The sequence below is a fragment of the Duganella sp. Dugasp78 genome (assembly GCF_059491455.1).
In genome coordinates, this window is sequence record NZ_CP168506.1 from 4,224,280 (window position 1) to 4,248,467 (window position 24,188).

27 protein-coding genes are annotated in these 24,188 nt (G+C 62.2%); 13 read left to right on the forward strand and 14 right to left on the reverse strand.

All coding sequences use genetic code 11. The features are described 5' to 3' along the window. Positions 1 to 8 precede the first annotated feature (8 nt). Positions 9 to 419: a hypothetical protein gene (locus ACEN9O_RS18740; RefSeq protein ID WP_495613347.1), complete on the forward strand. Its 411-nt coding sequence runs from the start codon at positions 9 to 11 to the stop codon at positions 417 to 419. On the opposite strand, the gene ACEN9O_RS18745 is transcribed toward ACEN9O_RS18740, so the two are convergent. Beyond that, positions 409 to 981: an isochorismatase family protein gene (locus tag ACEN9O_RS18745; RefSeq protein ID WP_495613348.1), complete on the reverse strand. Its 573-nt coding sequence runs from the start codon at positions 979 to 981 to the stop codon at positions 409 to 411. The two genes, ACEN9O_RS18740 and ACEN9O_RS18745, sit on opposite strands and share 11 nt — an antisense overlap. Before the next feature lie 66 nt (positions 982 to 1,047). Between ACEN9O_RS18745 and ACEN9O_RS18750 the strand changes: the two genes are divergently transcribed. After that, positions 1,048 to 1,659 (forward strand): TetR/AcrR family transcriptional regulator, encoded by a 612-nt coding sequence (locus ACEN9O_RS18750; RefSeq protein ID WP_495613349.1) that lies wholly within the window; start codon positions 1,048 to 1,050, stop codon positions 1,657 to 1,659. On the opposite strand, the gene ACEN9O_RS18755 is transcribed toward ACEN9O_RS18750, so the two are convergent. Beyond that, complete coding sequence (locus ACEN9O_RS18755) at positions 1,660 to 2,649, reverse strand: dipeptidase (RefSeq protein WP_495613350.1); 990 nt, start codon at positions 2,647 to 2,649, stop codon at positions 1,660 to 1,662. A 118-nt stretch (positions 2,650 to 2,767) separates the two neighbouring features. On the opposite strand from ACEN9O_RS18755, the gene ACEN9O_RS18760 reads away from it, so the two are divergent. Continuing rightward, positions 2,768 to 4,021: a DEAD/DEAH box helicase gene (locus ACEN9O_RS18760; RefSeq protein ID WP_495613351.1), complete on the forward strand. Its 1,254-nt coding sequence runs from the start codon at positions 2,768 to 2,770 to the stop codon at positions 4,019 to 4,021. A 12-nt stretch (positions 4,022 to 4,033) separates the two neighbouring features. Here ACEN9O_RS18760 and ACEN9O_RS18765 read toward each other — a convergent pair whose 3' ends face one another. Then, positions 4,034 to 5,023 carry a GlxA family transcriptional regulator gene (locus ACEN9O_RS18765; protein WP_495613352.1) on the reverse strand — a complete coding sequence of 330 codons (990 nt, stop codon included), beginning with the start codon at positions 5,021 to 5,023 and terminating at the stop codon, positions 4,034 to 4,036. A gap of 107 nt (positions 5,024 to 5,130) precedes the next feature. On the opposite strand from ACEN9O_RS18765, the gene ACEN9O_RS18770 reads away from it, so the two are divergent. After that, positions 5,131 to 5,748 carry a cysteine hydrolase family protein gene (locus ACEN9O_RS18770; RefSeq protein ID WP_495613353.1) on the forward strand — a complete coding sequence of 206 codons (618 nt, stop codon included), beginning with the start codon at positions 5,131 to 5,133 and terminating at the stop codon, positions 5,746 to 5,748. Here ACEN9O_RS18770 and ACEN9O_RS18775 read toward each other — a convergent pair. The 5 genes from ACEN9O_RS18775 to ACEN9O_RS18795 all read right to left on the reverse strand — a co-directional run bounded on the left by ACEN9O_RS18775 (position 5,745) and on the right by ACEN9O_RS18795 (position 9,538). Further along, positions 5,745 to 6,095, reverse strand: a complete 351-nt coding sequence (locus ACEN9O_RS18775; protein ID WP_495613354.1) for a translation initiation factor Sui1 — start codon at positions 6,093 to 6,095, stop codon at positions 5,745 to 5,747. The two genes, ACEN9O_RS18770 and ACEN9O_RS18775, sit on opposite strands and share 4 nt — an antisense overlap. Before the next feature lie 81 nt (positions 6,096 to 6,176). Next, positions 6,177 to 6,848, reverse strand: coding sequence for a hypothetical protein (locus ACEN9O_RS18780; RefSeq protein WP_495613355.1), 672 nt, complete (start codon positions 6,846 to 6,848; stop codon positions 6,177 to 6,179). Further along, on the reverse strand, positions 6,845 to 7,819 hold the full coding sequence (locus ACEN9O_RS18785; protein ID WP_495613356.1) for an MlaD family protein: 975 nt from the start codon (positions 7,817 to 7,819) through the stop codon (positions 6,845 to 6,847). The genes ACEN9O_RS18780 and ACEN9O_RS18785 overlap by 4 nt, the downstream gene beginning before the upstream one ends. Before the next feature lie 13 nt (positions 7,820 to 7,832). Beyond that, positions 7,833 to 8,621, reverse strand: coding sequence for an MlaE family ABC transporter permease (locus ACEN9O_RS18790; protein WP_495613357.1), 789 nt, complete (start codon positions 8,619 to 8,621; stop codon positions 7,833 to 7,835). 50 nt (positions 8,622 to 8,671) lie between these two features. Beyond that, complete coding sequence (locus ACEN9O_RS18795) at positions 8,672 to 9,538, reverse strand: LysR family transcriptional regulator (RefSeq protein ID WP_495613358.1); 867 nt, start codon at positions 9,536 to 9,538, stop codon at positions 8,672 to 8,674. A gap of 109 nt (positions 9,539 to 9,647) precedes the next feature. Here ACEN9O_RS18795 and ACEN9O_RS18800 point away from each other — a divergent pair, with 109 nt between their 5' ends. The 3 genes from ACEN9O_RS18800 to ACEN9O_RS18810 all read left to right on the forward strand — a co-directional run bounded on the left by ACEN9O_RS18800 (position 9,648) and on the right by ACEN9O_RS18810 (position 14,187). Beyond that, the gene (locus ACEN9O_RS18800) at positions 9,648 to 11,036 is read left to right on the forward strand and encodes an MFS transporter (protein WP_495613359.1); all 1,389 of its coding nucleotides are present in this window, start codon (positions 9,648 to 9,650) and stop codon (positions 11,034 to 11,036) included. Positions 11,037 to 11,163: 127 nt separating this feature from the next. Beyond that, complete coding sequence (locus tag ACEN9O_RS18805) at positions 11,164 to 13,932, forward strand: M16 family metallopeptidase (RefSeq protein WP_495613360.1); 2,769 nt, start codon at positions 11,164 to 11,166, stop codon at positions 13,930 to 13,932. Between the two features lie 54 nt (positions 13,933 to 13,986). Next, positions 13,987 to 14,187, forward strand: a complete 201-nt coding sequence (locus ACEN9O_RS18810) for a hypothetical protein (protein WP_495613361.1) — start codon at positions 13,987 to 13,989, stop codon at positions 14,185 to 14,187. A 48-nt stretch (positions 14,188 to 14,235) separates the two neighbouring features. On the opposite strand, the gene ACEN9O_RS18815 is transcribed toward ACEN9O_RS18810, so the two are convergent. The 3 genes from ACEN9O_RS18815 to ACEN9O_RS18825 form a co-directional block, all read right to left on the reverse strand. Then, complete coding sequence (locus ACEN9O_RS18815; RefSeq protein ID WP_495613362.1) at positions 14,236 to 14,424, reverse strand: RES domain-containing protein; 189 nt, start codon at positions 14,422 to 14,424, stop codon at positions 14,236 to 14,238. After that, positions 14,424 to 14,909: an Xre family toxin-antitoxin system antitoxin gene (locus ACEN9O_RS18820; protein WP_495613363.1), complete on the reverse strand. Its 486-nt coding sequence runs from the start codon at positions 14,907 to 14,909 to the stop codon at positions 14,424 to 14,426. The genes ACEN9O_RS18815 and ACEN9O_RS18820 overlap by 1 nt, the downstream gene beginning before the upstream one ends. Positions 14,910 to 15,111: 202 nt before the next feature. Then, on the reverse strand, positions 15,112 to 15,450 hold the full coding sequence (locus ACEN9O_RS18825) for a PEP-CTERM sorting domain-containing protein (RefSeq protein WP_495613364.1): 339 nt from the start codon (positions 15,448 to 15,450) through the stop codon (positions 15,112 to 15,114). A gap of 349 nt (positions 15,451 to 15,799) precedes the next feature. On the opposite strand from ACEN9O_RS18825, the gene ACEN9O_RS18830 reads away from it, so the two are divergent. Together ACEN9O_RS18830 and ACEN9O_RS18835 are read left to right on the forward strand one after the other, a co-directional pair. Continuing rightward, positions 15,800 to 16,135, forward strand: coding sequence for a hypothetical protein (locus ACEN9O_RS18830; protein ID WP_495613365.1), 336 nt, complete (start codon positions 15,800 to 15,802; stop codon positions 16,133 to 16,135). A 179-nt stretch (positions 16,136 to 16,314) separates the two neighbouring features. After that, positions 16,315 to 17,325, forward strand: a complete 1,011-nt coding sequence (locus ACEN9O_RS18835) for a hypothetical protein (protein WP_495613366.1) — start codon at positions 16,315 to 16,317, stop codon at positions 17,323 to 17,325. A 274-nt stretch (positions 17,326 to 17,599) separates the two neighbouring features. On the opposite strand, the gene ACEN9O_RS18840 is transcribed toward ACEN9O_RS18835, so the two are convergent. Continuing rightward, complete coding sequence (locus tag ACEN9O_RS18840; RefSeq protein WP_495613367.1) at positions 17,600 to 19,636, reverse strand: M13 family metallopeptidase; 2,037 nt, start codon at positions 19,634 to 19,636, stop codon at positions 17,600 to 17,602. A gap of 140 nt (positions 19,637 to 19,776) precedes the next feature. On the opposite strand from ACEN9O_RS18840, the gene ACEN9O_RS18845 reads away from it, so the two are divergent. Then, positions 19,777 to 20,166 carry a nuclear transport factor 2 family protein gene (locus tag ACEN9O_RS18845; RefSeq protein WP_495613368.1) on the forward strand — a complete coding sequence of 130 codons (390 nt, stop codon included), beginning with the start codon at positions 19,777 to 19,779 and terminating at the stop codon, positions 20,164 to 20,166. Here the strand turns inward: ACEN9O_RS18845 and ACEN9O_RS18850 are convergent. Beyond that, a complete protein-coding gene (locus tag ACEN9O_RS18850) occupies positions 20,151 to 20,543 on the reverse strand; it encodes a VOC family protein (RefSeq protein WP_495613369.1) in 393 nt (130 codons plus the stop codon). The genes ACEN9O_RS18845 and ACEN9O_RS18850 overlap by 16 nt on opposite strands. Positions 20,544 to 20,623: 80 nt before the next feature. Between ACEN9O_RS18850 and ACEN9O_RS18855 the strand changes: the two genes are divergently transcribed. The 3 genes from ACEN9O_RS18855 to ACEN9O_RS18865 are packed head-to-tail and all read left to right on the forward strand — an operon-like array spanning position 20,624 to position 23,082. Further along, a complete protein-coding gene (locus ACEN9O_RS18855; protein ID WP_495613370.1) occupies positions 20,624 to 22,057 on the forward strand; it encodes a cytochrome P450 in 1,434 nt (477 codons plus the stop codon). Positions 22,058 to 22,092: 35 nt separating this feature from the next. Next, positions 22,093 to 22,617 (forward strand): SRPBCC family protein, encoded by a 525-nt coding sequence (locus tag ACEN9O_RS18860; RefSeq protein WP_495613371.1) that lies wholly within the window; start codon positions 22,093 to 22,095, stop codon positions 22,615 to 22,617. An 18-nt stretch (positions 22,618 to 22,635) separates the two neighbouring features. After that, the gene (locus tag ACEN9O_RS18865; protein WP_495613372.1) at positions 22,636 to 23,082 is read left to right on the forward strand and encodes a hypothetical protein; all 447 of its coding nucleotides are present in this window, start codon (positions 22,636 to 22,638) and stop codon (positions 23,080 to 23,082) included. Here ACEN9O_RS18865 and ACEN9O_RS18870 read toward each other — a convergent pair. Next, positions 23,079 to 24,098 carry an AraC family transcriptional regulator gene (locus tag ACEN9O_RS18870; protein ID WP_495613373.1) on the reverse strand — a complete coding sequence of 340 codons (1,020 nt, stop codon included), beginning with the start codon at positions 24,096 to 24,098 and terminating at the stop codon, positions 23,079 to 23,081. The genes ACEN9O_RS18865 and ACEN9O_RS18870 overlap by 4 nt on opposite strands. Between the last annotated feature and the right edge of the window lie 90 nt (positions 24,099 to 24,188).

Below are 24,188 nucleotides of genomic sequence, written 5' to 3' on the forward strand. Positions count from 1 at the left end.
GAGACGTCATGCTTGCACCATCCACCTTCCGTAAAATTGTCCTCGGCAGCGCCATCTACGATCTGATCGTGACGGCGCCTTTCGCCACGCCGTGGAGCTTCGCTTTCGCCCGCGCCCAGCTGGACGACATCAACCAGCGGCTGGGCGGCGCCGCGTTGCCGGCGTTTGAACCGTTCCACGTGCTGTTCGCCTGTCTGCTCGGCAGCGTGGTGTTGGTGTGGTCGCTGCTGCGCATCAGCGATCCTCAGCAGCGCTTCGGCCGTTTCGACGGCGCGGCGCGGCTGCTGTTTTCGACCTGGATGATCTGGACGCTGGCGGTCACCGGCGCGCCGCTGCTTTGGCTGTTTATCGTGCCGGAGATGGCTTTCTGCGTGGCGCAGTGGCTGCCGGTGCGGGAAATGAAGGCGCTTAGCGCTTGAGGAGTGCCGTCTCCAGTTCATCCGTGCTGCGCACATGGCCGATGAAGGGGAAGATGTTCTGCACCGCGAACTGGTGCATCTCCGCCTTCAGACTGGACATCGCGTCATGCGCAAACACCAGCGCGTAGCCCTGGTCGAAGGCTGCGCGAGCAGTGGATTCGACCCCGAAGTTGGTGGCGATACCGCCCATGATGAGCGTACGGATGCCGCGGCGGCGCAACTGCTGGTCCAGTTCCGTGCCATGGAACGCCCCCCACTGGCGTTTGGCGATCACAATGTCGCCCGCCTGGCAGCCTGCCTGCTCGACTAGTTCGGACGCTTGCGGCGGTGGTGGTGGGGCGGACGGATCGCGGGCCAGCGAGATATCTGCCGGCAGGCGCAGTAGCTCGTTAACCAGTACGCGGACATAGACCACGGTACCGCCGCCGCGGCGCACGGCGTCGGCCAGGCGGGCACCGTTGGCCGCCACCTGCTGCGCCGTATGCGGCGCCAGCTCCCGTGCCACGTTGCTGTGCTGTAGATCGATCAATACCAGGGCTGTGCTGGAAGGTTCGAGATTCATTGTTGGCTCCTTAAATGTGAGGGTGTCCTCAGATAATTATAGGCCGAATTCGTTTATAATGTGAGGATGCCCTCAGATATTGAAAAAAACGCCAGGCGCAAGCCGCAGCAACTGCGCGGCGAACAGCGCATGGCGGCCATGCTGGATGCCGCAGCGGCCGTGTTTGCGCAAGCCGGCTACGACGCCGCGACCATGACCGCCATCGCCGAGCGATCCGGTTCGTCCATCGGAGCCTTGTATCAGTATTTTCCCAACAAGCTGGCCCTGGCGAAGGCGCTGCGTGAGCATTACGGCGAGGAGATGGCGCGTCGCTGGACGACGCTGATTGCCGATGCCTCGCAACTGAGCATCGCCGCGCTGGTTGACCGGATCTTCGATCTGATGATCGGGTTTTTCAACGAGCACCCGGCCTACTTCACGCTGCTCAATGCGACGCTTGGGTATCAGCGCGATGCGGGCGCGCGCCAGCGGCTGCGGTCCAGGATAGGCGCGGCGCTGAGGGAGAAGCAGCCGGAATTGGAAGAGGAGGAGGCGCTGCGGCTGGCCACTGTGTCGCTGCAAATCGTCAAGGGACTCAATCCCTTGTACGCCGGGGCAGCGGCCGCCGAGCGGATGGAACTGGTGGCGGAGTTCAAGCTGGTGCTGCTCAGCTACTTGAAAGCGCGCCTGCGCAAATAGTCAGGCAGCCTTCAGCAGCGCCTGCGGCTTGCTCCACACCTGCTGCGCCACGCGCATCATGTTACGGCCCAGGACAAGCTCGGTCTCGCTGTCGGTCATGCCGACCTTGCGCAGCGCGGCGGCCAGTTGGCGCCAGACTTCCGGCGGCGTGAAGGTCGGTGGGCGGTTGGTGCTGTAGCCGGCGGAGGCGGGCCACCAGTAGCCCGGGTCGAAGTCGCCAGGTGGCGTGTCGTCCAGGCCGGGCTGCTGGAAGCAGATATCGAGGCCGATGCCAACGTGCGAGACACCCACCACTTCCGCGACATAGGCCGCATGGCGCGCGACGTCGTCGGCGGTCGGATGCTCCTTACCGAGGAACCACGACAGGCCGGATACGCATACCACGCCGCCGGTGACAGCGCAGGCGCGGATCTGCTCATCGGTGATGTTGCGGCCATGCTGCACCAGCGCGTACGGATTGGCATGACTGAAGATCACGGGCTGCGTCGATGTGGCCATGATATCGAGGCTGCACAGTCGGCCCGTATGCGAACAGTCCATCAGGATGCCGGCGTCGTTCACCGCGCTCACCATGCTGTGGCCGAGCGACGTGAGACCGCGCGGCAGGTCGTGGCAGCCGTCGGCGACGTTGTTGTTGCGGTTGTAGGCGAAGTGGATCTGGCGCACGCCCAGCTGGGCATACAGGGCGATCATCTCAGGCTGATCGAGCAGCGGCATCGCACCTTCCAGGTCGAAGCTGATAGCCATGCGGCCGTCAGCGGCGGCCTGGATCACGTCGTCCACGCTGGAAATGAGCACGTAGCGGTCCGGGTCCGAGGCGATGGTGGCGCGGTAGCCGGCGATCACGGACATCACCTGCGAGATCGGGTTCATGTCGCCCCCGACGTTGAGCGAGACGTAGTTCACCCCGGCGGCATGCAGCTTTTGCACGGGGGTGAAATCGGCCTGCGGATGCTGCGGCAGGCAAGCGTGGGCGTCCCAATTGATCATGGTTGTAGGCTTTATCAAAATGCTATATTCCCACGAATCTTTGTCCAGGGCAAATCGGCGCGGCCGGGGTGTGGTGCGCATGCTTTATACTGCCGGAATTCACACTATTAAGGCCAACATGTCTTTTTCTTCGCTGGGCCTTGCTCCCTCACTGATTAACGCCGTTACCGAAATCGGTTACCAGGAGCCGACCGCCATCCAGAGCGCCGCCATTCCCGCCATCCTGCGCGGAGAGGATGTGCTGGGCGCGGCGCAGACCGGGTCCGGTAAAACCGCCGCCTTCGCGCTGCCGCTGCTGCAATCGCTGCTGGACAACCGCAACGGCCCGCGCCAGCTGCATGGCCTGATCCTGGTGCCGACGCGCGAGCTGGCGGCGCAGGTAGGCGAGTCGATCCGCAAGCTGGTGGCGCATCTGCCGATGCAGGTCAAGGTGTCGATCGTGTTTGGGGGCGTGTCGATCAATCCGCAGATGATGGCGCTGCGCGGCGGCGCCGATATCGTCGTCGCCACGCCGGGACGGCTGCTGGACCTGATCGACCACAATGCGCTGAAGATCTCGCGCACGGCGATGCTGGTGCTGGACGAGGCGGACCGCCTGCTGGACCTGGGCTTCAGCGAAGAATTGAACCGCATCCTGGAACTGCTGCCCAAGCAGCGCCAGAACCTGTTCTTCTCGGCGACCTTTCCGCCGGCGGTGCAGGCACTGGCGGACGGCATGCTGCACCAGCCGACGCGCATCGAGGTGCTGTCCGAGCCGCTGAGCAAGCCGGATATCCTGCAGCGCGCGATCATGGTCGACGTGCCGCGCCGGACCATGCTGCTCAAGCACCTGATCCAGGAGCACAAGTGGAGCCGGGTGCTGGTGTTCGTCGCGACCAAGTACGCGGCCGAGCATGTGGCCGATAAGTTGAACCGCAACGGCATCCGCGCCGGCGCCTTCCACGGTGAGTTCAGCCAGGGAGCGCGCACGGAGGTGCTGGGCGATTTCAAGGCCAGCCGCCTGCAGGTGCTGGTGGCGACCGATGTGGCGGCGCGCGGTATCGACATCGCCCGTTTGCCGGCGGTGGTCAATTACGACTTGCCGCGATCGGCGGTGGACTACACGCACCGTATCGGCCGCACCGGCCGCGCGGGCGAGAGCGGGGTGGCGATCAGCTTCGTCAGCGCGGAGACGGAGCAGCATTTCCGCCTGATCGAAAAGCGCCAGGACATCCTGCTGCCGCGCGAGCAGATCGCCGGCTTCGAAGCGGTGGAGACGCTGCCGCCAGCCGCGGCCAATTCGGTGACGGACACCGTCAACGGCGGCATCAAGGGCAAGCGCAAGAGCAAGAAGGACAAGCTGCGCGAAGCCGCTGCGGCGGCGGGGGAGTAAGCTTCCGCGCTGTTAATCCGGCGCCGTGGAGCGGTACAACTTGCGATACTCGGACGGCGAAGTCCGCAACGCCGTCCGGAAATGCTGGCGCAGCGATAGCGCGGAACCGAATCCCGCCTGCTGCGCCACCACCTCGATCGATACCTCGCTGCCCTCCAGCAGGCGCCGGGCGTGGGCCATCCGCTGGTTGAGCAGCCATTGCTTGACCGAGGTGCCGGTGGCTTGGCGGAAGTGCCGGGTGAAATTCCGGCGGCTCATCAAGGCGCGTTCGGCCAGCGCATCGATGCTATGGTTCTGTGTCAAATCCTCGCCGACCCATGCCAGCACCTGCGCGAAACGGTCGTCGCTTCCGCTGACGGGGAGCGGACGCTCGATGAACTGAGCCTGTCCTCCCTGCCGGTGCGGCGCGACCACCATGTGCCGTGCCACGCGATTGGCGACCTCCGCGCCGCACAACTGCCGCAGCAAGTGCAGGCAGCAATCCAGAGCCGCCGCTACGCCGGCCGATGTGACCACTTTTCCCTCATCGACATACAGGACTTCGCGGTCAACCCGGACCTTGGGATAGTGCTCCGCCAGCGCATCGGCTTTGGCCCAGTGCGTGGTGGCGGTGAGCCCGTCCAGCAGGCCGGCTTCCGCCAGCGGGAACGCGCCGGCGCACAGGCCTACTACCTGCGCGCCGCGCTGGTGGGCTTTGCGCAGGGCTTGCAGCAGGTCGGCGGGAGCGGGACGGCAGTCGGAATGCCATGAAGGCATGATGACGATATCCGCGCGGGTCAGGGCGACAAGGCCGTGGGGGGCGACGATGTCGAAACCGGCTGTGGTGGTTAGCGACGCTCCCGGCTCTTCCGCGCATACCTTGACGTCGAAGGTCGCGCTTTCGCAGTCGGCGCGCTGGGCGCCGAATACCTGGCACGGCACCGACAGGTGAAAAGGGTTGATACCGTCGAAGGCGATGACGGCGATGCGGAATTTCCGGGCGGGTGAAATGCGTGCAGACATGGCCTGATTATATCGTATGGTGGCCTTCGGGCCACTTTTGAATAACAGCCCGGTGACGGAGAATATCAATCACCGGGCGCTTCCGCCTTATCCTACAGGAGAAAATCATGACCGCAACCCCACGCCGTGCCTTGATCGTGATCGATGTACAAAATGAATACTTCACCGGCCAGATGAAGATTGAATATCCGCCGGTTGAGACCTCGCTGCCGAACATTGGCCGTGCCATGGACGTGGCGCGCGAGGCGGGTATCCCGGTGGTGGTGGTGCAGCATGACGCGCCGGCAGCCTCACCGATCTTCGGCCTGGGTTCGGACGGCTGGAAGCTGCATCCGGCGGTGGCACAGCGCGCGCACGACCATTTCATCAACAAGAACATGGCGAGCGTGTTCACCGGTACGGACCTGGCCGAATGGCTGAAGGAACACGCCATCGACACATTGACTATCGTTGGCTACATGACGCACAACTGCAATGCGTCCACCATCTACGAGGCGAAGCATCGCGGCTTGCAAGTGGAAGTTCTGGAGGATGCCACCGGCGCGCTGCCATACGAGAACGCGGCAGGCAAGGCCAGTGCGGAAGAGATCCATCGCGTGTTCAACACGGTGTTTCATTCCAACTTCGGCGCGGTAGTGAGTACTGAAACGTGGCAGGCCGCGGTGCGTGACGGCAGCAAGCTAGAAGGCGACAATGTCTATCTGTCGAACCAGCGCACCCGTTAAGCGCCGGTGCGTTTGGGTTGGAGACCCTGTTTTTTCAGGGCCTCCATCACCAGGTCGCAGTGGTCGCCCTGGATTTCGATGACGCCGTCCTTGACGGTGCCGCCGGAGCCGCAAGCGCTGCGCAGCTGCTTGCCGAGCAAGGCGAGAGCGGTGGCGTCCAGCGCCAGGCCCTTGACCAACGTAACGGTCTTGCCGCCACGGCCCTTCGATTCGCGCGACACGCGCACGACGCCATCGCCAACGGGTTTGGATTTGGCTGTTGCCTTGCAGCGGCAATCGGCGACCGGCTGCCCGCAATCGGGGCACATGCGGCCGGTCTCAGTGGAGTAGACGAGTCGGGTGTTCATAGGGGCGAGATTCTAGCAGAAGCCGGCCCACAGAAAACGGGCGTTCCTCAGCGATCCGGGCGCGATGAGCCGACGCGGTAGTCACAGCGGTTTCTCTGTGACGAGGTTAATGCGGCGTTGGAGGCGTTGGGCTTCGGCGGTGTCGCCTGCTTGCGTGGCGCGCATCGCCTGGACGCCCAGCCATGCCAACAGCGGACGGCGCCAACCCTGCGCGGAGGCGGTATCCACGGCGCCGCTGAGCACTTCCGGTGTGGCTTTGGCCGCGCGCAGCAGCACGCCGCTGGCCACCAGTTTGGACAGCGGATCGGCGATGGCTTGCACGGCGCTGGCGGCGGCCGTGTCGCCCGACGCGGAGGCCACCGCCTGGTGCTGCACCGGCAGCAGCGCGGCGTCGGCGGCGGTGGCGCGGCCGGCGAGGTAGGCGGCATAGGCGCGGTCGGCCGGGCTGGCGTCTTGCGACAGTTTGTCGTAGCCGGTGCACTCTTCGAACACCAGCGAGGCGACGCGGGCGGCGCAGCGTATCAATTCGGCGCGTATCATCAGGTCGACCTTGCCGGTGCTGGCCAGCGCTTCGCGGGCGCGCTGGTACTCGGCCACTTCCACGCGGGCGTTGCCGGACATGTAGGCGGCGGTCGAGCGCTCGATGGAGCTCTGCGCGTTCATCTGCCAGTCCGGCACCGGCGGGTTGTTGCCGCAGGCGGCCAGCAGCGCGGTTGCGAGCAGCGTCGCGATCAGGGTGGCGTTGGTCTTCATGGCAGCTTGATCTCCGTGTCGCGCTTGAATGGCCATTTGCGGTTGATCTCATTGACCAGCTGTTCGACCCGGCGCAAGCTGCTTTCCACTTCACCGCGCAGCGTGCCCAGGTCGGCCGTGGCTTCCTTGGCGTTGGCGCCGACGGCCTGCGCCTCGACCAGCACCGCGTCCATTTTCTTCAGGCTGTTGCGGGCGTCGGCCAGCAGGCCGTTGAGCTGCACGATGGTCGCTTGCGCGTCCGTCATCACACCTTGCTTGCCGAAGACCTGGTTGTCGGCGTGGCCGATCAGGCTATCGGCCTTGGTGGCCAGCGCGTTCACGGTGACCAGCAGCTTGTTGGCGCGCTCCGCCAGTTGTTGTGCGTTCTTGTCGTCGCCGGCGATCAGGCCCATGGCGCCGCTGGGCCCATTCAGCTTGCCGGTGACGCCTTGGACGTTGGCTAGGCTCGCGGCCAGTGCGGAGTTCTCCGCCGTCAGCGCGTTGAGGTTTTCCAGCAGTTCCTTGGCGGCGGCCAGCAGGCGCGGAATCTCGGCGCCGGCGTCGCCGACCAGCAGCGCGCGGGCGGCGCCGTCTTCCAGCGGCGGATCGGTCGGAATACCGCTGAAGGCGCGCAGCTTGGCGCCGCCCACCAGGCCGCGTTCCAGCGTGAAGATGCTGGAGCTGCGCAGCCAGTGCGCATCATTGCGCGGCACGTCGACGATCACGCGTGCCTTGCCGTCCTTGCCCAGTTCTATGCGGCGCACGCGGCCTATCGGGAAACCGGCGAAGGTGACGTCCATGCCGACGGTGACGCCTTCCGAATCGTCCGCCTGCAGCACCAGCGTCTGCGTCGATTCGAAGGCGCCGCGCGCGTACAGCAGGTAGAGCGCAGAGCCGGCCACCAGCAGCACCATCAGCACCAGCAGCAGCGCCGCCTTGAATTCCGCATTGCGCACCGGTACAGACGCAGCTTCGTTTGTTTGTTCGGTCATTGTCTCATTCCGCTCAGTAGTAATTGCCCATCAATGAGGCGATCTCGATCAGCAGCATCACGGCGAACAGCCGCACCATGTCGTACAGGCCGTGCGTGACCTTGGCGCGATAGCTGGCGCCGAAATAGAAGGAGGAGGCCATCGGAATCAGCCCGACCGCAAAGCTGAAGAAGACGATCTTCAGCACCAGGATCAGCGCCACCGCCGGATTGAAGACCTGGCCGACCACGCGCGTGTAGCCGGGCAGCGCCCATGGCGTGAAGCCGTACAGCGACAGGTAGGCGAGGATCAGCGTCGTCACGCAGCTGACGGCGGCCAGCATCCAGACGGCGAACACGCCGGCCGCCACGCGCGGGAAGAATTCCCGTTGGAGCTCGTCGTTGCTGGTATTGGCGGCGTTGTTGCGGCTTTGCGAGAACTCCAATCCGGCGGGCAGGGTGGTGCGTAGCGCGACGAAGGCGGCGGCGGTCAAGGGGATCAGTTCCAGCACCAGCACGCGCACCACCATCTCCAGCGCGAAGCGCGACAGGCCGTAGCTCCGCGATGTGACCACCACGATGCGGATCAGCACCAGGCTGACCAGCGCCGACAGCACACCGTACCAGGCCAGGTTGGGCGCGGTGTCGCGCACGATGTGGCGCGCCAGCAGGTTGCGGTTGGCGCCGCCGTAGCTGCCGGGCGTGAACGCCAGCGACAGCATCAACACCGCGAATTGCAGCAGCCGCCACCAACTGTTCAGCCAGGCGGCGGTTGCGTGGTTCAGGCGCTTCAGCGCAGACGGGATGGCTGCTTCTATGCTCATATTGACATCTTAGCACTGCCGCAGCGTCGGCGTACGTCCGCCTCAGGCGCCTATTCTTCGGCGAAGGTGGCGATGATGGCGTCGGCGGCGGCGCGCACGCGGGCGCTGCGACTCAGGTCGCTGTGCATCACCAGCCAGACATCGTAATGGTCGACGCGGTCGGGCCAGATGCGCGTGAGCTGCGGATCGCCGTCGGCCATGTGGCAGGGCAGTTCGGCCACGCCCATGCCGCGCCGGGCCGCGTCCAGCATCATCATGCCGCTGTTGACTTCTATCGCCACGCGCGCGTTGGCAATGGGTTCGAAGCACAGCTTTTCCATGTGGCGCGGCGCCACCGCTCCCTGGTAAATGATGATGTCGTGGCCTTGCATGCCGTTGCCCTGGACCGGCACGCCGCGCTCGGCCAGGTAGGCGGGCGTGGCGTACAGGCCCATGCTGCGCCGGGTCAGGTGGCGCGAGATCAGGTCGGGACTGGTGGGCTTGAGCGTGCGCACCGCCAGGTCGGCTTCGCGCCGGGTCAGGTTGGTGATCTCGGTACTGGTGCTCAGGATGATGCGGATTTCCGGATGCACGATATGCAGCCGCTGCATGGCGCCCAGCACCGAGTGGCTGGCGATGGTGTCCGAGGTGGCGACGCGCACGATGCCTGACAGCCGGTTGTCGATGCCCTGCATCTCGCGCTGGAACTGCAGGGCCGCGTGCTCCATCAATTCGGCGGCGGTGACGGCCAGCTCGCCGGCTGGCGTGGCCAGGTAGCCGGACGGCGTGCGCAGGAACAGGCGTGCGCCGAGTGACTTTTCCAGCGCGTTGAGGCGCCGGCCGACGGTGGCCTGATCGATATCGAGGGCGGCGGCGGCCGAGCGCAGCGTGCCCTTGCGGTAGATGGCGAGGAAGATCCTGGCATTGTCCCAGTCCATGCGGGTATCCGGTGGTGATGCATTTTTGCATCGGAGTGCTGATCTTATGCGTATTTACTGCATCATGCAAGACGACTAACATCGATGCAAACTTACTCAAGGAAGCATCATGATTACTCCTGGCACCGCGGCGCCGGCCATCGAGCCGCGCCAGATTCCCGCCTTGTTGGTGTTGATGACACTGGCCATAGGCTTCGTGATGGCGATGGTCGACGTCACCGCCGTCAATACCGCCTTGTCCGACATCTCGCTCAGCCTGGGCGTGCCGCTCACCGGTTTGGTGTGGGTGGTGGACGGCTACACGCTAACTTTCGCGGCGCTGCTGATGGCCGGCGGCGCGCTGGCCGACCGCTACGGCCCCAAGAACGTCTACCAGGGCGGCTTGAGCGTGTTCATTCTTGGTTCGGCGCTGTGCGCCGTGGCCCCCAGCGGCAACGCGCTGATCGCCGCGCGGCTGCTGCAAGGCGCTGGCGCGGCGCTGTTCATGCCGAGTTCACTGAGCCTGCTGACGCACGCCTATGAAGACCAGGCCACCCGCGCGCGCATGCTGGGCACGTGGTCGGCGATCGTCGGCTGTTCATCGGCGGCAGGCCCGCTGGTGGGCGGGCTGCTGGTCCATACGTTCGGCTGGCGCAGCGTGTTCTGGGTGAACGTGCCTATCGGCCTGCTCGGCATCGTGCTGACGCAGGTGGTGGCGCCGGCCACGCCGCGCCTGGAGCGCGCGCTGTCGATGCTGAGCCATCTGCTGGGCGTGGCTGCGCTGGCGGGCCTGAGCTTTGTGCTGATCGAAGGTCCGTCGTTGGGTTGGGGCTCGGCGCCGGTGTTGGTGGCCTTGGCGGCGACGGTGCTGGCCGCATTCCTGTTGGTGCGGCGCGAGCGCACCGGCGCGCATCCCTTGCTGCCACGGGCGCTGTTCGACACACCGGCTTTCGCTGCGGCCAACGGTGTCGGCTTCCTGATTAATTTCGCCGTGTTTGGCCAGCTGTTCCTGCTGAGCCTTTATATCCAGCAGTCCGGCGCGGATGCGCTGCACACCGGCTTGAAGCTGATACCGATGATGGCCGCTTTCGCGGTCGGCAACCTGACTTCGGGGCGCATCACCGCCCGCGTCGGCACGCGGCCGCCGATGATGTATGGCCTGATGGTGGGCCTGGGCATGGCGTTCGTGATGCTGATCGGCCTGACGCCGCAAACGCCGTACCTGCAATTGGTGCTGGCCGCCGTGGCGATGAACTTCGCTATCGGCATCGCGATACCGGGCATGACGGCGACGGTGATGCTGGTGGCCGGCAAGGCGCACGCCAACAGCGCCGCCGCCGCGTTGAACGCCAATCGCCAGATCGGCGCCCTGGTCGGCGTGGCGATGATGGGCACCGTGATGCATATGGTGTCCGAATGGGCGTGGCGCTTGCCGCTGGCCTTCTGCCTGATCACCGCGGCCTATGCCGGCGCGCTGGTACTGGTGTACCGCTACGTCAGGCTGGGCAAGCCGGTTTAGAAAGGAATATAGCCAAAATTAAGAATTTCAGTGTAAGGTAGCTTTTTTCCTTCTTAATTATGCAACAGGTATGAAGCTGATGATAATGCGTAGCGCCTCCGCCGCCGTTCTTTTGGCGTGTTCCCTCATGGCGCAAGCCGCCGATCAGCCGCCGTTGAAACTGAGCGATCCGATACCGGTAGGCCCGCAGGTCAAGGTGGGCCAGCTGGCCAACGGCCTCACATACTACGTGCAGAAGAACACCCGTCCGGAGAAAAAGCTGGAGCTGCGGCTGGTGGTGAAGGCCGGCTCGGTCCTGGAAGACGAGGACCAGCAAGGCCTGGCGCATTTCACCGAGCATATGGCCTTCAACGGCTCGACCCATTTCAAGCGCAACGAGCTGGTGTCCTATCTCCAGTCGATCGGTGTGAAGTTCGGCGCCGATCTGAATGCCTACACCAGCTTCAACGAAACCGTCTACATCCTGCCGATACCGACCGATAAGCCGGAGGTAGTGAAGCAGGGCTTCCAGGTGCTGGAGGACTGGGCGCACGGCCTGTCGTTCAACGACGCTGACATCGACAGCGAGCGCGGTATCGTGCTGGAGGAACTGCGGCTGGGGAAGGGCGTCGACGACCGCATGAACAAGGTGCTGCTGCCGAAGGTGCTGAACGGCTCGCGCTATACCCAGCGCATGCCGATCGGTAAAGAGGACATCCTCAAGACCTTCAAGTACGACGCCGTCAAGCGCTTCTACCGCGACTGGTATCGCCCGGACCTGATGGCGGTGGTGGTAGTCGGCGATATCGAGCCGGCCGACGCGGAAAAGCTGATCACCCAGCATTTCGGTGGGTTGAAAAATCCGCAGAACGAGCGTCCGCGCGAATACGCCAAGATCCCCGAGCGCGCGGCATCCGAAGGCGTGGTGTTTACGGACAAGGAGGTCGGCGCGAACTCGATCTTCATCCGCTACCCGATCCAGGAATGGCCGGCCGGTACCACCATCGCCGACTATCGCCAGAAGCTGATCGAGAATATGTACAGCTTTATCCTCAGCCAACGCATGCACGAGCTGACGCAGCAAGCCAACCCGCCGTTCCTGCAAGGCGGCAGCGGAATGAGCCCCGTGATGCGCGGCTACCGTTCGTTCGGTGCCGGTGCGGTGCTGGGCAAGGGCGGCGCCACGCCGGCCATCAACGCGCTGGTGCAGGAAGACCAGCGCGCGCGCCAGTACGGCTTTACCGCGTCCGAGGTGGAGCGCGCCAAGAAGGGCATACTGCGCAACTACGAGCGCATGTACAACGAGCGCGATAAATCGGATTCGGCCGGCTATGCGGCGGAGTACATTCGCAATTTCCTCGACAAGGAGACCATCCCCGGCATCGCGATGGAGTACCGCTACGCCAGCGAGCTGATACCGGGCATCGCGCTGTCGGAGGTGAACGCCGCCGTGCGTGCGGCGATCCCGGACGGCCAGAACAAACTGGTGATCTACACGGGTACCGAGACGGAGGGCGTGCCGGCGCCGAAGGCCGAAGAGCTGCTGGCCACTGCCAGCGCGGCCGAGAAGATTAGCGTCAAGGCGCAGGAGGAGAAGGTCTATTCCAGCCAGTTGATGGCGGCGCCGCCCAAGGCGGGCAGCATCGTCAGCGAGAGCGTCAACGCCAAACTGGGACTGACGGAGCTTACGCTGAGTAACGGCGTCAAGGTGGTGCTCAAGCCTACCGACTTCAATAACGACCAGGTGATACTCGCAGGCTTGCGTTACGGCGGCTGGTCGCTGTTCGGCGACCAGGACCTGTTCAACGCGCGCTACGCCAGCAACATCGTGCACCAGATGGGCGTGCGCGATTACACGCCGAGCGATCTGGTGAAGGTATTGGCCGGGAAGACGGCGGGCGCCAACGCCAGCGTCAGCTCGATCAACGAGACCGTCAGCGGCGGCTCCGGCAGCGGCGACGTCGAGACCATGCTGCAGCTGGTGTACCTGAACATGACGCAGCCGCGCAAGGATGCCGCCATCTACAGTGCCTACGTGGACCGTCAGCGCGAACTGGCGAAGAACAATATGGTGCGGCCGGAGTCGATCTTCAATGACACCATCACTGCGACGCTGTACAACAATAACCCGCGCGTGCAGCGGGCGCCGAAGCCGGCCGACTTCGACCAACTGGGCATGGACCGCGTGGTCGATATCTACAGCAGCCGCATGTCCAGCGCCAAGGGCTTTACCTTCTTCGTGGCCGGCAGCTTCGATGTCGAGAAGATCAAGCCGTTGATCGCCACCTATCTGGCCAGCCTGCCGGTGGGCGAGATTCCGGTGGCGTTCAAGGATGAAGGTGTGCGCCCGGTGCGCGGCGTGGTCAAGAAGGAAGTGCATGCGGGCTCTGAGCCGAAGAGCACGATCTCCTTGTCCTTTACCGGTGACGCGTCGTTCTCGGCGCAGGAGCGCATGCGCTTGCAGGCGCTGATCGAGGTGCTGAACATCAAACTGATCGAGGTGCTGCGCGAGAAGATGGGCGCGATGTACAGCGGTGGCGTACGGGGGAACATGGAGCGCATCCCGTACCAGAATTATTCGATCACGGCCAACCTGCCGTGCGCGCCGGAGAATGTCGACAAGGTGCTGGCGGCGACATTCGCGGAGATCGACAAGATCAAGGAGAACGGCGCGGAAGAGGCGGACCTGGCTAAGGTAAAGGCTTCGTGGATCGAGAACTACCGCAGGGGCTTGCGCGAGAACGGTTACTGGATGGGGGTGTTGATGAACGCCTTCTTCAACAAGACCGATCCGGACGAAGTGCTGACCTACGAATCGCGTGTGGCAGCGTTGACGGCGGCCGAGTTGAAAGACGCCGCCAAGCGCTACTTTGACATGAACAATTATGTGCAGGTGGTGCTGTATCCGGCGAAGTAACCGGGCCGCCTGTTACACTGGCGGCTTGTATCCATCACGATGTAGAGAACTATCATGGCAAAGAAAAAAGAAGAACTGGACCCGGAAACCCTGGAACTGATCAACTGGTGTATCGAAGTGGAGGGCTTCCTGGTGAAGGGCGGTGCCACGCAGGAGCAGGCGCAGGAGCATATCGAAGAACAGGTCGAGTGGTTCACCGATCTGTTTTACGACGGCTTGTCGCCCGAGGAAGCGGCGAAAGAAGCGCTGGCCTGATACATGTAGCAACTAGTGATACGCTTTGACAGCTAGCCAAGCTAGTTGTCAAAGCCGTGGATCGTAGATGAATTGCCTCAGTACCTGCGATGTGCCGAGTGCAATGGGTTGATCAGAATTACCTTTGCTGTTCCAACGGCCACCTGTGAGTTTGGCGCCGCCGCCACTGAGGTCATCGGCCGCGTACTTGGAGGTATGCTTGACGATCCGCCACAATATTTGCGGCGCTGTAGCCATCAGGATATGATCCCGTATTCGATCCGGCCCAGTGTGTGCAGCACGAGCTCGTAGCCCGCTTCGGTATCCAACAGCGACAATGGAGTTTCGCCGCCTAGCGAACGATTGCTACGGCGTATCCATGCGCGAGCGGCATTTTCGTCTTCCAGCACCTCCAACGCACGCGACCAGACACGATCGGCGCGATACACGCGGTCTTGTTCGGAAGAGGAGAGCACCCCGTTCTTGCTGATGCGGCTTTTCATCGTGCTGCGCGGCAGCCGCAACACCACGAACAGTTCATCCTGACTCATTCCGAAGCGATTTGCGATCATTGGTACCACACTGGAGGGGATGCCGCGGCGCATGTCCTCGATTGCAGTTGCTGAATCACTGTTGAAGGTGCCTGTGTGCTGGTTCTTGGCCGCGATGCCACTGCGGGGAACCAGTCTTGTCACACCGGCGGTCGATGGGCGGGGTAGCGGTTTTTTTGTAGTCGTCGCCATGGTCTATCTAAGTTTAGACTTCACGGAAGACCATTATAGACCGCTTTGAATTGGAAGGTTCATGCCGTTGGCTTGACAATGAGTGGATTTTTCACATGAGCTAGATGCCATCCTAAGCGCCCTCGTTAAGCAGTCTGTCGAAGCACAAAAAGCATCATGCCTTGGTCCGCGTGTGGCCAAGGCGTGACGATGCGCGACTCGATCAAACGCTGCGGGCCTTCTTACGCCGAGCCAGCAAAGCGAGCGTGCTAAGGCCGGCCAACAGCATGGCGTAGCTTTCCGGTTCGGAGACCGGGGGCGTTGGGCCGGGATCAGGCAACGATGGCGTCAACGTATTGATCATCATGGTCACGTTCAGCGCGTCATCGCGCGAGGCGTAGGTAAAACTGTTGTAGACGGCCATTAGGGAATAGTCCACCGGTTTGATCTCATCGGGCAGGGCTATCGAATTCAGAGCCTGTTGGCGGCTATCGATGAAATCGATGCCCACTTCCTGTTGCAGGCCGGACTGGCCATTTTCCGTCAGCGCCACAATGTGCACGGCATCGACAAAACGATTGGAAGCCGGCGAGATGACAGGGATTGCGGGGATCCGTTGGATGGGCTCCGGGCGTGAAGTCGGTTGACGCCGATTAGAGCTTTCTCATGCGTTTTTACTACGCAATCGTCATTGCATTGTGGGAATGTGAGACATTTTCATTTCGACAAGCTGGTATCCTGTTACTTCAGGCTGAGATCGGCCAAGAGGTGACCTACAATCGCATGCATATACGTCCACATCGTCTTTGAACGCTGAAAATTGAACGGTGACGTGTGAGAATTGAAGAGTATGTTTTCTTTGTTCGCGGCGCTATCATGTGGCTCTGCTCGTAGAACCATTGAAAGTAAAGATGATGCGATTTCAACCGAACCGTGCGACCCTTGTTTCCGTAGCCGCTTCCATTGTCGGTATCGCACTGGTCGCCAATGCCGTATTTTTGGTTCCGAGCGGCCAGCTGGGCCACGCCCTGATGGGCGCTGGCCTAGGCCTATATTGCTGCATCTGGGCCTTCGTCCCCTACGGCGACTTCTTCCGCGTTGCGCGTATGCCGGTCCGTCTCGACGACAGCGCGGAGCGCAATGCCTACGCCAAGTTGTTTCCTCCTCGCCTGCTGCCAGCAATGTGGTTGTCGATGGCTCTGATGTTCGGCGGGTTTGTCTATAACGTGGTTGGCGTTTTTAGCTGAGCGCTGCTTTAACCTCGTTCGCTATCGGCCAGAAGCGGACCTCGAAATTTATGAAATTATCGTTCCTTTCATTGCGCTCGCTACTAAGGGAATTGCTCGTTTTTTGGGCTAAGAAGTCAGCAAACGGAAGCTGACATTTTTTGCGAATATTTAGAAATGACAATAGCAGTTCCAATATTATGACGACGTCTTCATCTGCATCCAATCCAGAGAATGGTAGTTTTGAAGTTAGATTCCTGAACTCCCGTCGAGTATCGTTGATTTTGGGGCGCGTTCAAGTTGATGACGGAGTTTTTCCCTTTACGGTGGCTCCGAACTGTGTTATTGATCGCGCCACTAACGAAGAACGAGACGCGCTAAAGGCGTTGCTGAGTAGTCGGCGCCCTAGCAGCCAGTTTGAAACTCCGTACTTGCAATACGAATACGATAAAGTAACTGTAGTTTCAAATGAAAATCAATCGAGCTGGCATTGGACTCAATTGGACGCCAAAGATTGGCGCTACTATGTAATTCGCACTCCCTCAGCCGGCTCTACGAGCCATTGGATTGGCTATGCCTCGGAACTATGTGACACTCCGTTCAACAATCAAGGGCTTCATATTGATAGCTATGGGGGAGCAGGATGGCATGATCAGCTTCTAAACATGATGCACTCTTCCGCAGGGATAGAAAAAGGTGTTGTACTGACTCCTGAATCGTTGTTGCAAGTGACCAAGGTGTACGCTGCGATTGCTAACCTCCTTGGGCCCGATAGACGACCAGGAACTCACTCAGTAATAGAACACGCCCTGCAAAGATTGTGGTTGCTCAATGCTCAATCCTCTGAAACCTTGTTTGAAGTTCTGGGACTCTTCGCGATTATCGAATCACTTATAACTCACAAGCCGATTGACAAGGGCGACTCCATTAATCATCAAATTACAACTAAAGTTGCACTACTGTCCCGCAGGTTTGATCAACCAATCCCGTATGATGCTTATTTCGGAAATACGTCTCCGAAGAAGGTTTGGGATAAGCTATATGGTTATCGTAGCGCCGTCGCGCACGGTTCCATTCTGACCTTTGAGGGCGAGTTTACGATCTTGCGCAACTCAAGTCATGCGAATGAATTTTTGAGAAAAGTCACGCATTCACTTTTAAGAAATAGCCTGAATGAACCTGAGCTTTATGAGGATATCCGCGCTTGCTGAATGGTGTTAGCGGAGCCTGTAGCAGGATTTAGGCAACAGTTCCAATTTCCAAATTGGCCCTGAATTTGTCAGCGCTTCTCAAGGTCCGAGATGGGGCGATTTCGGAAGTACAACGCGAGTGTATGTGCGAGCTGAGAAAATCCCGCATTCACGCCGCTGTCGCGACGGATAGAAATCCCCCTTTACCCCGGACATCATGCCGACCGGGCCGAAAAGGGGAGAGTCATCCGACCATGCCTTCAACCGCGCGCGGTCGAGGCATGTCGAACCATCCTTACCACATGATGACGCGCTGTTCCGGCGGCAGATACATCGGATCGCCCGGCTTGATATCAAACGCCTGGTAGAAGCCCGGCTGGTTCATTACCGTGCCCTTCGCGCGGAATTCGCCAGGCGAATGCGGATCGCTCTTGATCTGGGCGATTGCCGCTTCCGGGCGCAGCTTGGCGCGCCACTTCATCGCAAAGCCGATATACAGGCGCTGCTCGCCGGTCAGGCCGTCCAGCACTGGTGACGGCTTGCCTTGCAGCGAACGTTGATACGCCTGATACGTGATAGACAGGCCCGAGTTGTCGCCGATGTTTTCACCCAGGGTCAGCTCGCCGTTGATGAAGTAACCCGGCACCGGGCTGTACGAACCATATTGTTTGACCAGGCCTGCTGCACGCGCCTTGAAGGCGGTACGGTCTTCGGCAGTCCACCAGTTGCGCAGGCGGCCCTTGGCATCGTACTGGCTGCCGGAGTCGTCGAAGGCATGACTGATCTCGTGCCCGAAGGTGATGCCGAGCAGGCCGTAGTTGACCGCGTCTTCAGCCTTCACGTTGAAGAACGGCGGCTGCAGGATCGCGGCCGGGATCGTGATCGCGTTCAGCGACGGGCTGTAGCTGGCGTTGACGGTCTGCGGCGTCATCGACCATTCATCGCGGTCCACGGTTTGACCGAGCTTCTCAAGGTTGCGCTGGCGGCTCCAGGCGCGTGCCGCGCGCACGTTGGCGATCAGGTCATTCTTCTGCGTTTTCATGGCGCTGTAGTCGCGCCATTTATCCGGATAGGCGATGTTCGGTTTCAAGGCCGCCAGCTTGAGCTGGGCTTCCTTCTTGGTCTCCGGCCCCATCCAGTCCAGCTTCTCGATGCCGTCCTTGAACGAGGCCACGAAGTTATTAAACATCGCCATCACGCGCGGTTTGGTTTCTGCCGGCAGATATTTTTCCACGTACAGCTTGCCGACAGCATCGCCAAGCGCGCCATCGGTGAAGCGCAGCGCCAGCTGCCATTGCGGTTCGCTTTGCGGCACGCCGCGCAGCACCGTGCCTTCAAAGGCGAAGCGTTCTTTGACGGCGGCGTCGTTCAGATAGGACGCATAGCTTTCGATGATGCGCCAGTTGAAATAGCTCTTCCACGATTCCAGCGGCACGTTGGACAGGATCTCGGACAAGCCGCCAAGGAAGCTTGGCTGGCGCACTACGGCCGACGATTCTTTCGGCGACAGGCCGGCAGCGGTGAAGTAAGCCTTCCAGTCAAAGGCCGGCGCCAGCGTCGCGAATTTGTCGAACTCGACGCGGTTATACGACTTCACCGGATCGCGCATCTGCACGCGGGTCCATTGCGCCGCGGCCAGGCGGGTCTCGATGTCGAGGATCTGGGCGGCGTGTGTGCCGGCCTCCTTGTCTCCGCTCATGGTCAGCATGGTTTCGATATGCTGCTGGTATTTGGCGCGCACGGCTTTGAGCTTGGCGTCGTCGTCCTTGAGGTAGTAGTCGCGGTCAGGCAGGCCCAGGCCGGACTGGCTGATGCTGACGGTATAGTGCTCGGGGTCCTGCGCATCGGCCGCGACGTAGGCCGAGAACGGCGTCTGTATGCCATTGCGTTGCAGGTAGGCGAACAACGCCGGCAAGTCCTTCTTGTCCTTGATGGCGGCCACGTGGGCCAGGTCGGCCTTCAACGGTTTGAAGCCGGCGGCATTGCGCGCCTTGTCGTTCATGAAGCTGGAGTACAGGTCGGCGATCTTGTGCGCGTCGCTGCCTGCCTTGCCGGGATTTTTCAGCGTGGCGTCGATCACGGCGCGCAGCTGGCCTTGCGCGGTTTCGCGCAATTCGATGTAGGTGCCCCAGGTCGATTTGTCGGCCGGGATCTCGGTGTTGCGGGTCCAGACGCCGTTGACGTAACCGTAGAAATCATCCTGCGGACGTACCGCCGGGTCCAGGGTTTTCAGATCGATGCCGGATACCGGCGCGGCGGTCTGGGCGTACAGCGATGGCGTGGAGCAGAGGAGTAGGGCGCAGCAAGCGGCGCTGATCAGTGAACGATGCACGAAGAGTCCTTTAGTTTTGATATGGTGCACGCTGGCGAGGAGGTTTTGGTCTAGCATGCGACTGCGGATTATACCCGTCGAAATAGTGACGCATTGCAGCAATCGGCCAGGTGTTTTATAAACTTAAACAGGATTAACAGATGCTGAATTCCGATCTCGATTCGATACTCGAAGTGCTCAGGGCGCGCGAGCCTATCTTCCATCGCCGCGAGTTCGGCACCAGCCGCGCAGACCTGCTTGACATGACGGTTGACGATTTTTGGGAGATAGGCGCCAGCGGCGCGACCTATGATCGCGACTTCGTGATCGCGCATCTGCTGGAGCGCTACAAGACGCCGGAACCCGACGACTGGTCGTGCTCGGACTTTGCCATCCGCCAGATCGCCCAGGACCTCTATCAGCTCAACTATGTTCTACAGCAGCCAAACCGGCGGACGCGCCGGACGACGCTCTGGCGGAAGACAAATGACGTGTGGCAGATCGTTTTCCACCAGGGGACGGTTATCAGTGCACCTTATTCGGCGTCGTGACAGACCACGCAGAGTTTGTTCCCCTCCGGGTCGCGGAAGTAGGCACCGTAGTAGTTGGCGTGGTAGTGCGGCCGCAGCCCCGGCGGGCCTTCGCACTGGCCGCCATGCGCCATCGCGGCGGCATGCGCTCGGTCGACTGCTGCGCGTGTCGGCGCCATCAAGGCCATCATCTGGCCGTTGCCGCAGGCGGCAGGCTGGCCGTCATGCGGCTTCCCGATGATGAACAGGGGGCGCGCGCCCTCGGCCGGCTGCCACGCCGCCCACGGTTTGGCGGCGTCGCTGAAGCGCAGACGTGTGCCCAGCTCCGCCATCACCGCATGGTAGAAGGCGAACGCGGGTTCGAAGTCGTTAATCCCTACGTAGACGTGCGATAGCATGGCTTTCCTCAATTGAGTGAGTATATCGTCAACATTTCAGGGTATAGTGTACGCGGAGACTTAATCGAATGGGGAACACCATGGAACTGACGTCCGTCGCGCCGCCGCAGCTGCGCAGCCTCGCCGACCTGCCTGGGCCGAAGGGCCGGCCGCTGCTGGGTAATGTCCGCGATATCAATCGCCGTCCTTTGCATCAGGCGCTGGAAGACTGGAGCCGCGAGTTCGGCGCCATTTACAAGTTCCGCATCATGCGCAAGGAAATCGTCGCCATATCGGACCGCGAACTGATCGCCAGCCTGCTGCGCGATCGGCCCGACGCGATGCGCCGCTCCAGCCGTACTGCCGAGATGCTGAACGAAGTCGGCACGCGCGGCCTGTTCACGGCGGAGGGCGAGGATTGGCGCCGCCAGCGCAAGCTGGTGATGCGGGCGCTGACGCCGGAAGTGATCCATAACTTCTTCCCCACGCTGACGGCGCTGACCGAACGCCTGCGCCTGCGCTGGGACGCCGCCATCGCCGCCGGCAGGCCGGTCGATGTGCTGCGCGACCTGAAGGCCTATACGCTGGATGTGACCATCGGCCTGGCGATGGGCCAGGACATCAACACGCTGGAGCTGGAGGAGCATCCGCTGCAGCGCGATATCGAATTCTTGTTCAAACTGGTGGCCAAGCGATTGACGTCGCCGTTTGCCTACTGGCGCATCTCGATGCTCAAGCGCGCCGAAGACCACGAGGCCATCGCCGCCGCCGCGCGCATCCAGCGCGCCATCTTTGGCTTCATCGCCGATGCCCGCAAGCGCATCGAGGCCAATCCGGCATTGCGGCAGAAGCCATCCAATATGCTGGAGGCGCTGATCGTCGCCCGCGACGAGCCGGATTCCGGTCTGACCGACGAGGCGGTGGTCGGCAACGCGATCACGATGGTGTTCGCCGGCGAGGATACGACGTCGAACACGACGGCCTGGCTGATCGATTTTCTGTCGTCCCATCCGCAGGCCGCGCGCAGCATGGCGGTGGAGACGGAGCAGGTGCTGGGCTCCAAGGCTGTGCTGGACGACTACCATCTGCTGGACCGCCTGAAATACATCGACGCCGCCACCCGCGAGGCGATGCGCCTGAAGCCGGTGGCGCCCGTCATGGCGGCGCAGCCGAACGACGACGCGGTGGTGGGCGATCTGCTGGTGCCGGCCGGTACGTTGATCTTCCTGCTGCTGCGCCAGGCGTCGGAGCGCGATTGCGACCTGGCGCAGCCGGAAAAATTCCAGCCGGAGCGCTGGCTGGAAGGCGCCAACGGCAGCGGCGACGATCCCGCGCGCAAGCTGTTCCCCTTTGGCGGCGGGCCGCGTTTCTGTCCCGGCCGTTATCTGGCGATGGCCGAGATCAAGATGGCGATGTCCATGCTGGCCAAGAATTTCGCGATCGAGCGCGTGCCGGGCGCGGCGCCGGTCGAGGAGCGCTTCACCTTCACGATGACGCCGAGCGCGTTGCCGGTGCGACTGATCAAAAAAACATGATAGTCTAGACGCGCATCTTAAAAAAGGGAGAAATCATGCTGAAGAAGATCGCCATCGGTGTCGTCGTTCTGGTATTGATTGTGCTGGGCCTGGCCGCGATGCAGCCGGACAGTTTCCGCGTGCAGCGCACCATCGCCATCAAGGCGCCTCCCGAGAAGATCCAGCCGCTGATCAGCGATTTCCACAACTGGACGTCCTGGTCTCCCTGGGAAAAGCTGGACCCGGCCATGCAGCGCACCTTCAGCGGCGCGCCCAGGGATCAGGGCGCCGTCTACGCATGGCAAGGCGACGACAAGGTTGGTGCGGGACGCATGGAGATCACCGGCCAGACACCCACCAAGGTGGACATCAAGCTTGATTTCCTGAAGCCGTTCGAGTCGCACTGCCTGACCCAGTTCGCGCTGGAACCCAAGGGCGATTTGACCACCGTGAGCTGGACCATGTCCGGGCCAAGCAATTTCACGACCAAGCTGATGGGCCTCTTGGTGAGCATGGACAGCATGATCGGTAAGGACTTCGAGACCGGCCTGGCGAATATGAAGGCGGTGGCTGAAAAATAGCGTGAGCGGAGGCGGGCCATGAACAAGCGTCTGAGGCGGGCGGTGGCGATGCTGGCGATTCCGGCGGTCTTGATGGCGCCGGCCAGCGCGGGAACGGTGGCGCCGCTGCGCCAGAGTCATCCCGTCATCGGGACCTGGCAGATCACGCTGCCGGACGGTTCATGCAGCGAGACCTATCGCATCCGCGGCGACGGCACCACGCTGGTGTTCAGCAACGAGGAGGTGGCCGAGTCCACCTTCGCCATCAGCGACCAGCCGGACAAGGAGGGCTTCTACAAGGAAGTCGACACCATCGTCAAGGATAACGGCAAACGCGATTGCCTCGGCGACGTGACCGAGGTCGGACGCGCCGTCACCAGCTATCTGCTGTTCCACCCCAGCGGCGATATGTTCCTGATGTGCGTGGAGCGGCGCACGGACAAGTGCCTGGGGCCCTTCATTCGGGTCAAGGGCAATCCGATCTAGCTTCGATACGCGCCGGGATTGACGCCCGCCCATTCCTTGAACGCGTGATTGAAGGCGCTCTGCTCCTGGTACCCCAGCAGGAAGGCGATATCCACCAGGCTCAGGTCCGGCTGGCGCAGGTAGTCCTTGGCCAGCGCGAAGCGGGCCTGGTCCAGTATCTGCTGGAAGCTCGCGCCGGCGTCGCTCAACTTGCGCTGCAGCGTGCGTGGCGACAGTTTCAATTCCTCGGCGATGGAGGCCAGCCTTACCTGGCCGTGTGCGAGGTTGCGGACGATGGCCGCATGCACCTGCTGGGCGATCGAGTTGTCGGCTTGCGCGCGCTGGCGCAGCAGCTGCTCGGCGTGCTGTTGCAGCACCGGGTAGAGGCTGACGTCGGCGTTCGGCACGGGGAAGGCCAGCAGCGCGGCGTCGAAGCTGGCGACGTTGGCCGGAGCGCCGAAGCTGGGCATGGTGCCCAGCACGCGCAGATACTCGTCGCGGGCTTCGGGAGCGCCGCCATCATGCATCAGCGCCAGCTGCGCGGCCGGCAGCGTGATCCCGGCCAGCCAGTTGCCGAACACGCGGATGCCGGCGAAGACGCTGTCGGCCAGGTGGCGCTGGGCCGGGCTGTAGTTGCTGTGCCAGGTGTAGTGCGCCACGCCGTCGGCCACCGTCAGCGCGGAGCGGCCCAGGTCATGCGCCAGCTGCTCGTAGCGCATGGTCTGCTCGAAGGCCTGGCCGAAATCGCGGCAGCTGAGCAGGATCAGGCCATACACGCTGTAGGTGCCCAGCTTGACCCGTTCCCCCACGTGCAGGCCGAAATTCGGATCGGCTGCCAGTTCGGCGCCGATGTCGAGCAGGCGCACGTAGTCGTCGGCGTGCAGCGATTCGGGCAGCGGTTGCAGGGAGTCCGGCGCCATGCCAGCAGCGTGCTCCAGTGCCGCAGCCGTGACGCCACGCGCGGCTGCCGCTTCGAGCAGAGGCTGCAGGTAGGAGCCGGCCACGCGGCGCGACAGGTCAGCGGGCTTACTTGGCATGATTGGACAAGGCGTGTGTCATAAAAGCGCAATACCTAGTTGGTTCGTTATCTTATTCTGTTGTCATTCAAACTCGGTGCGCGCCAGTAT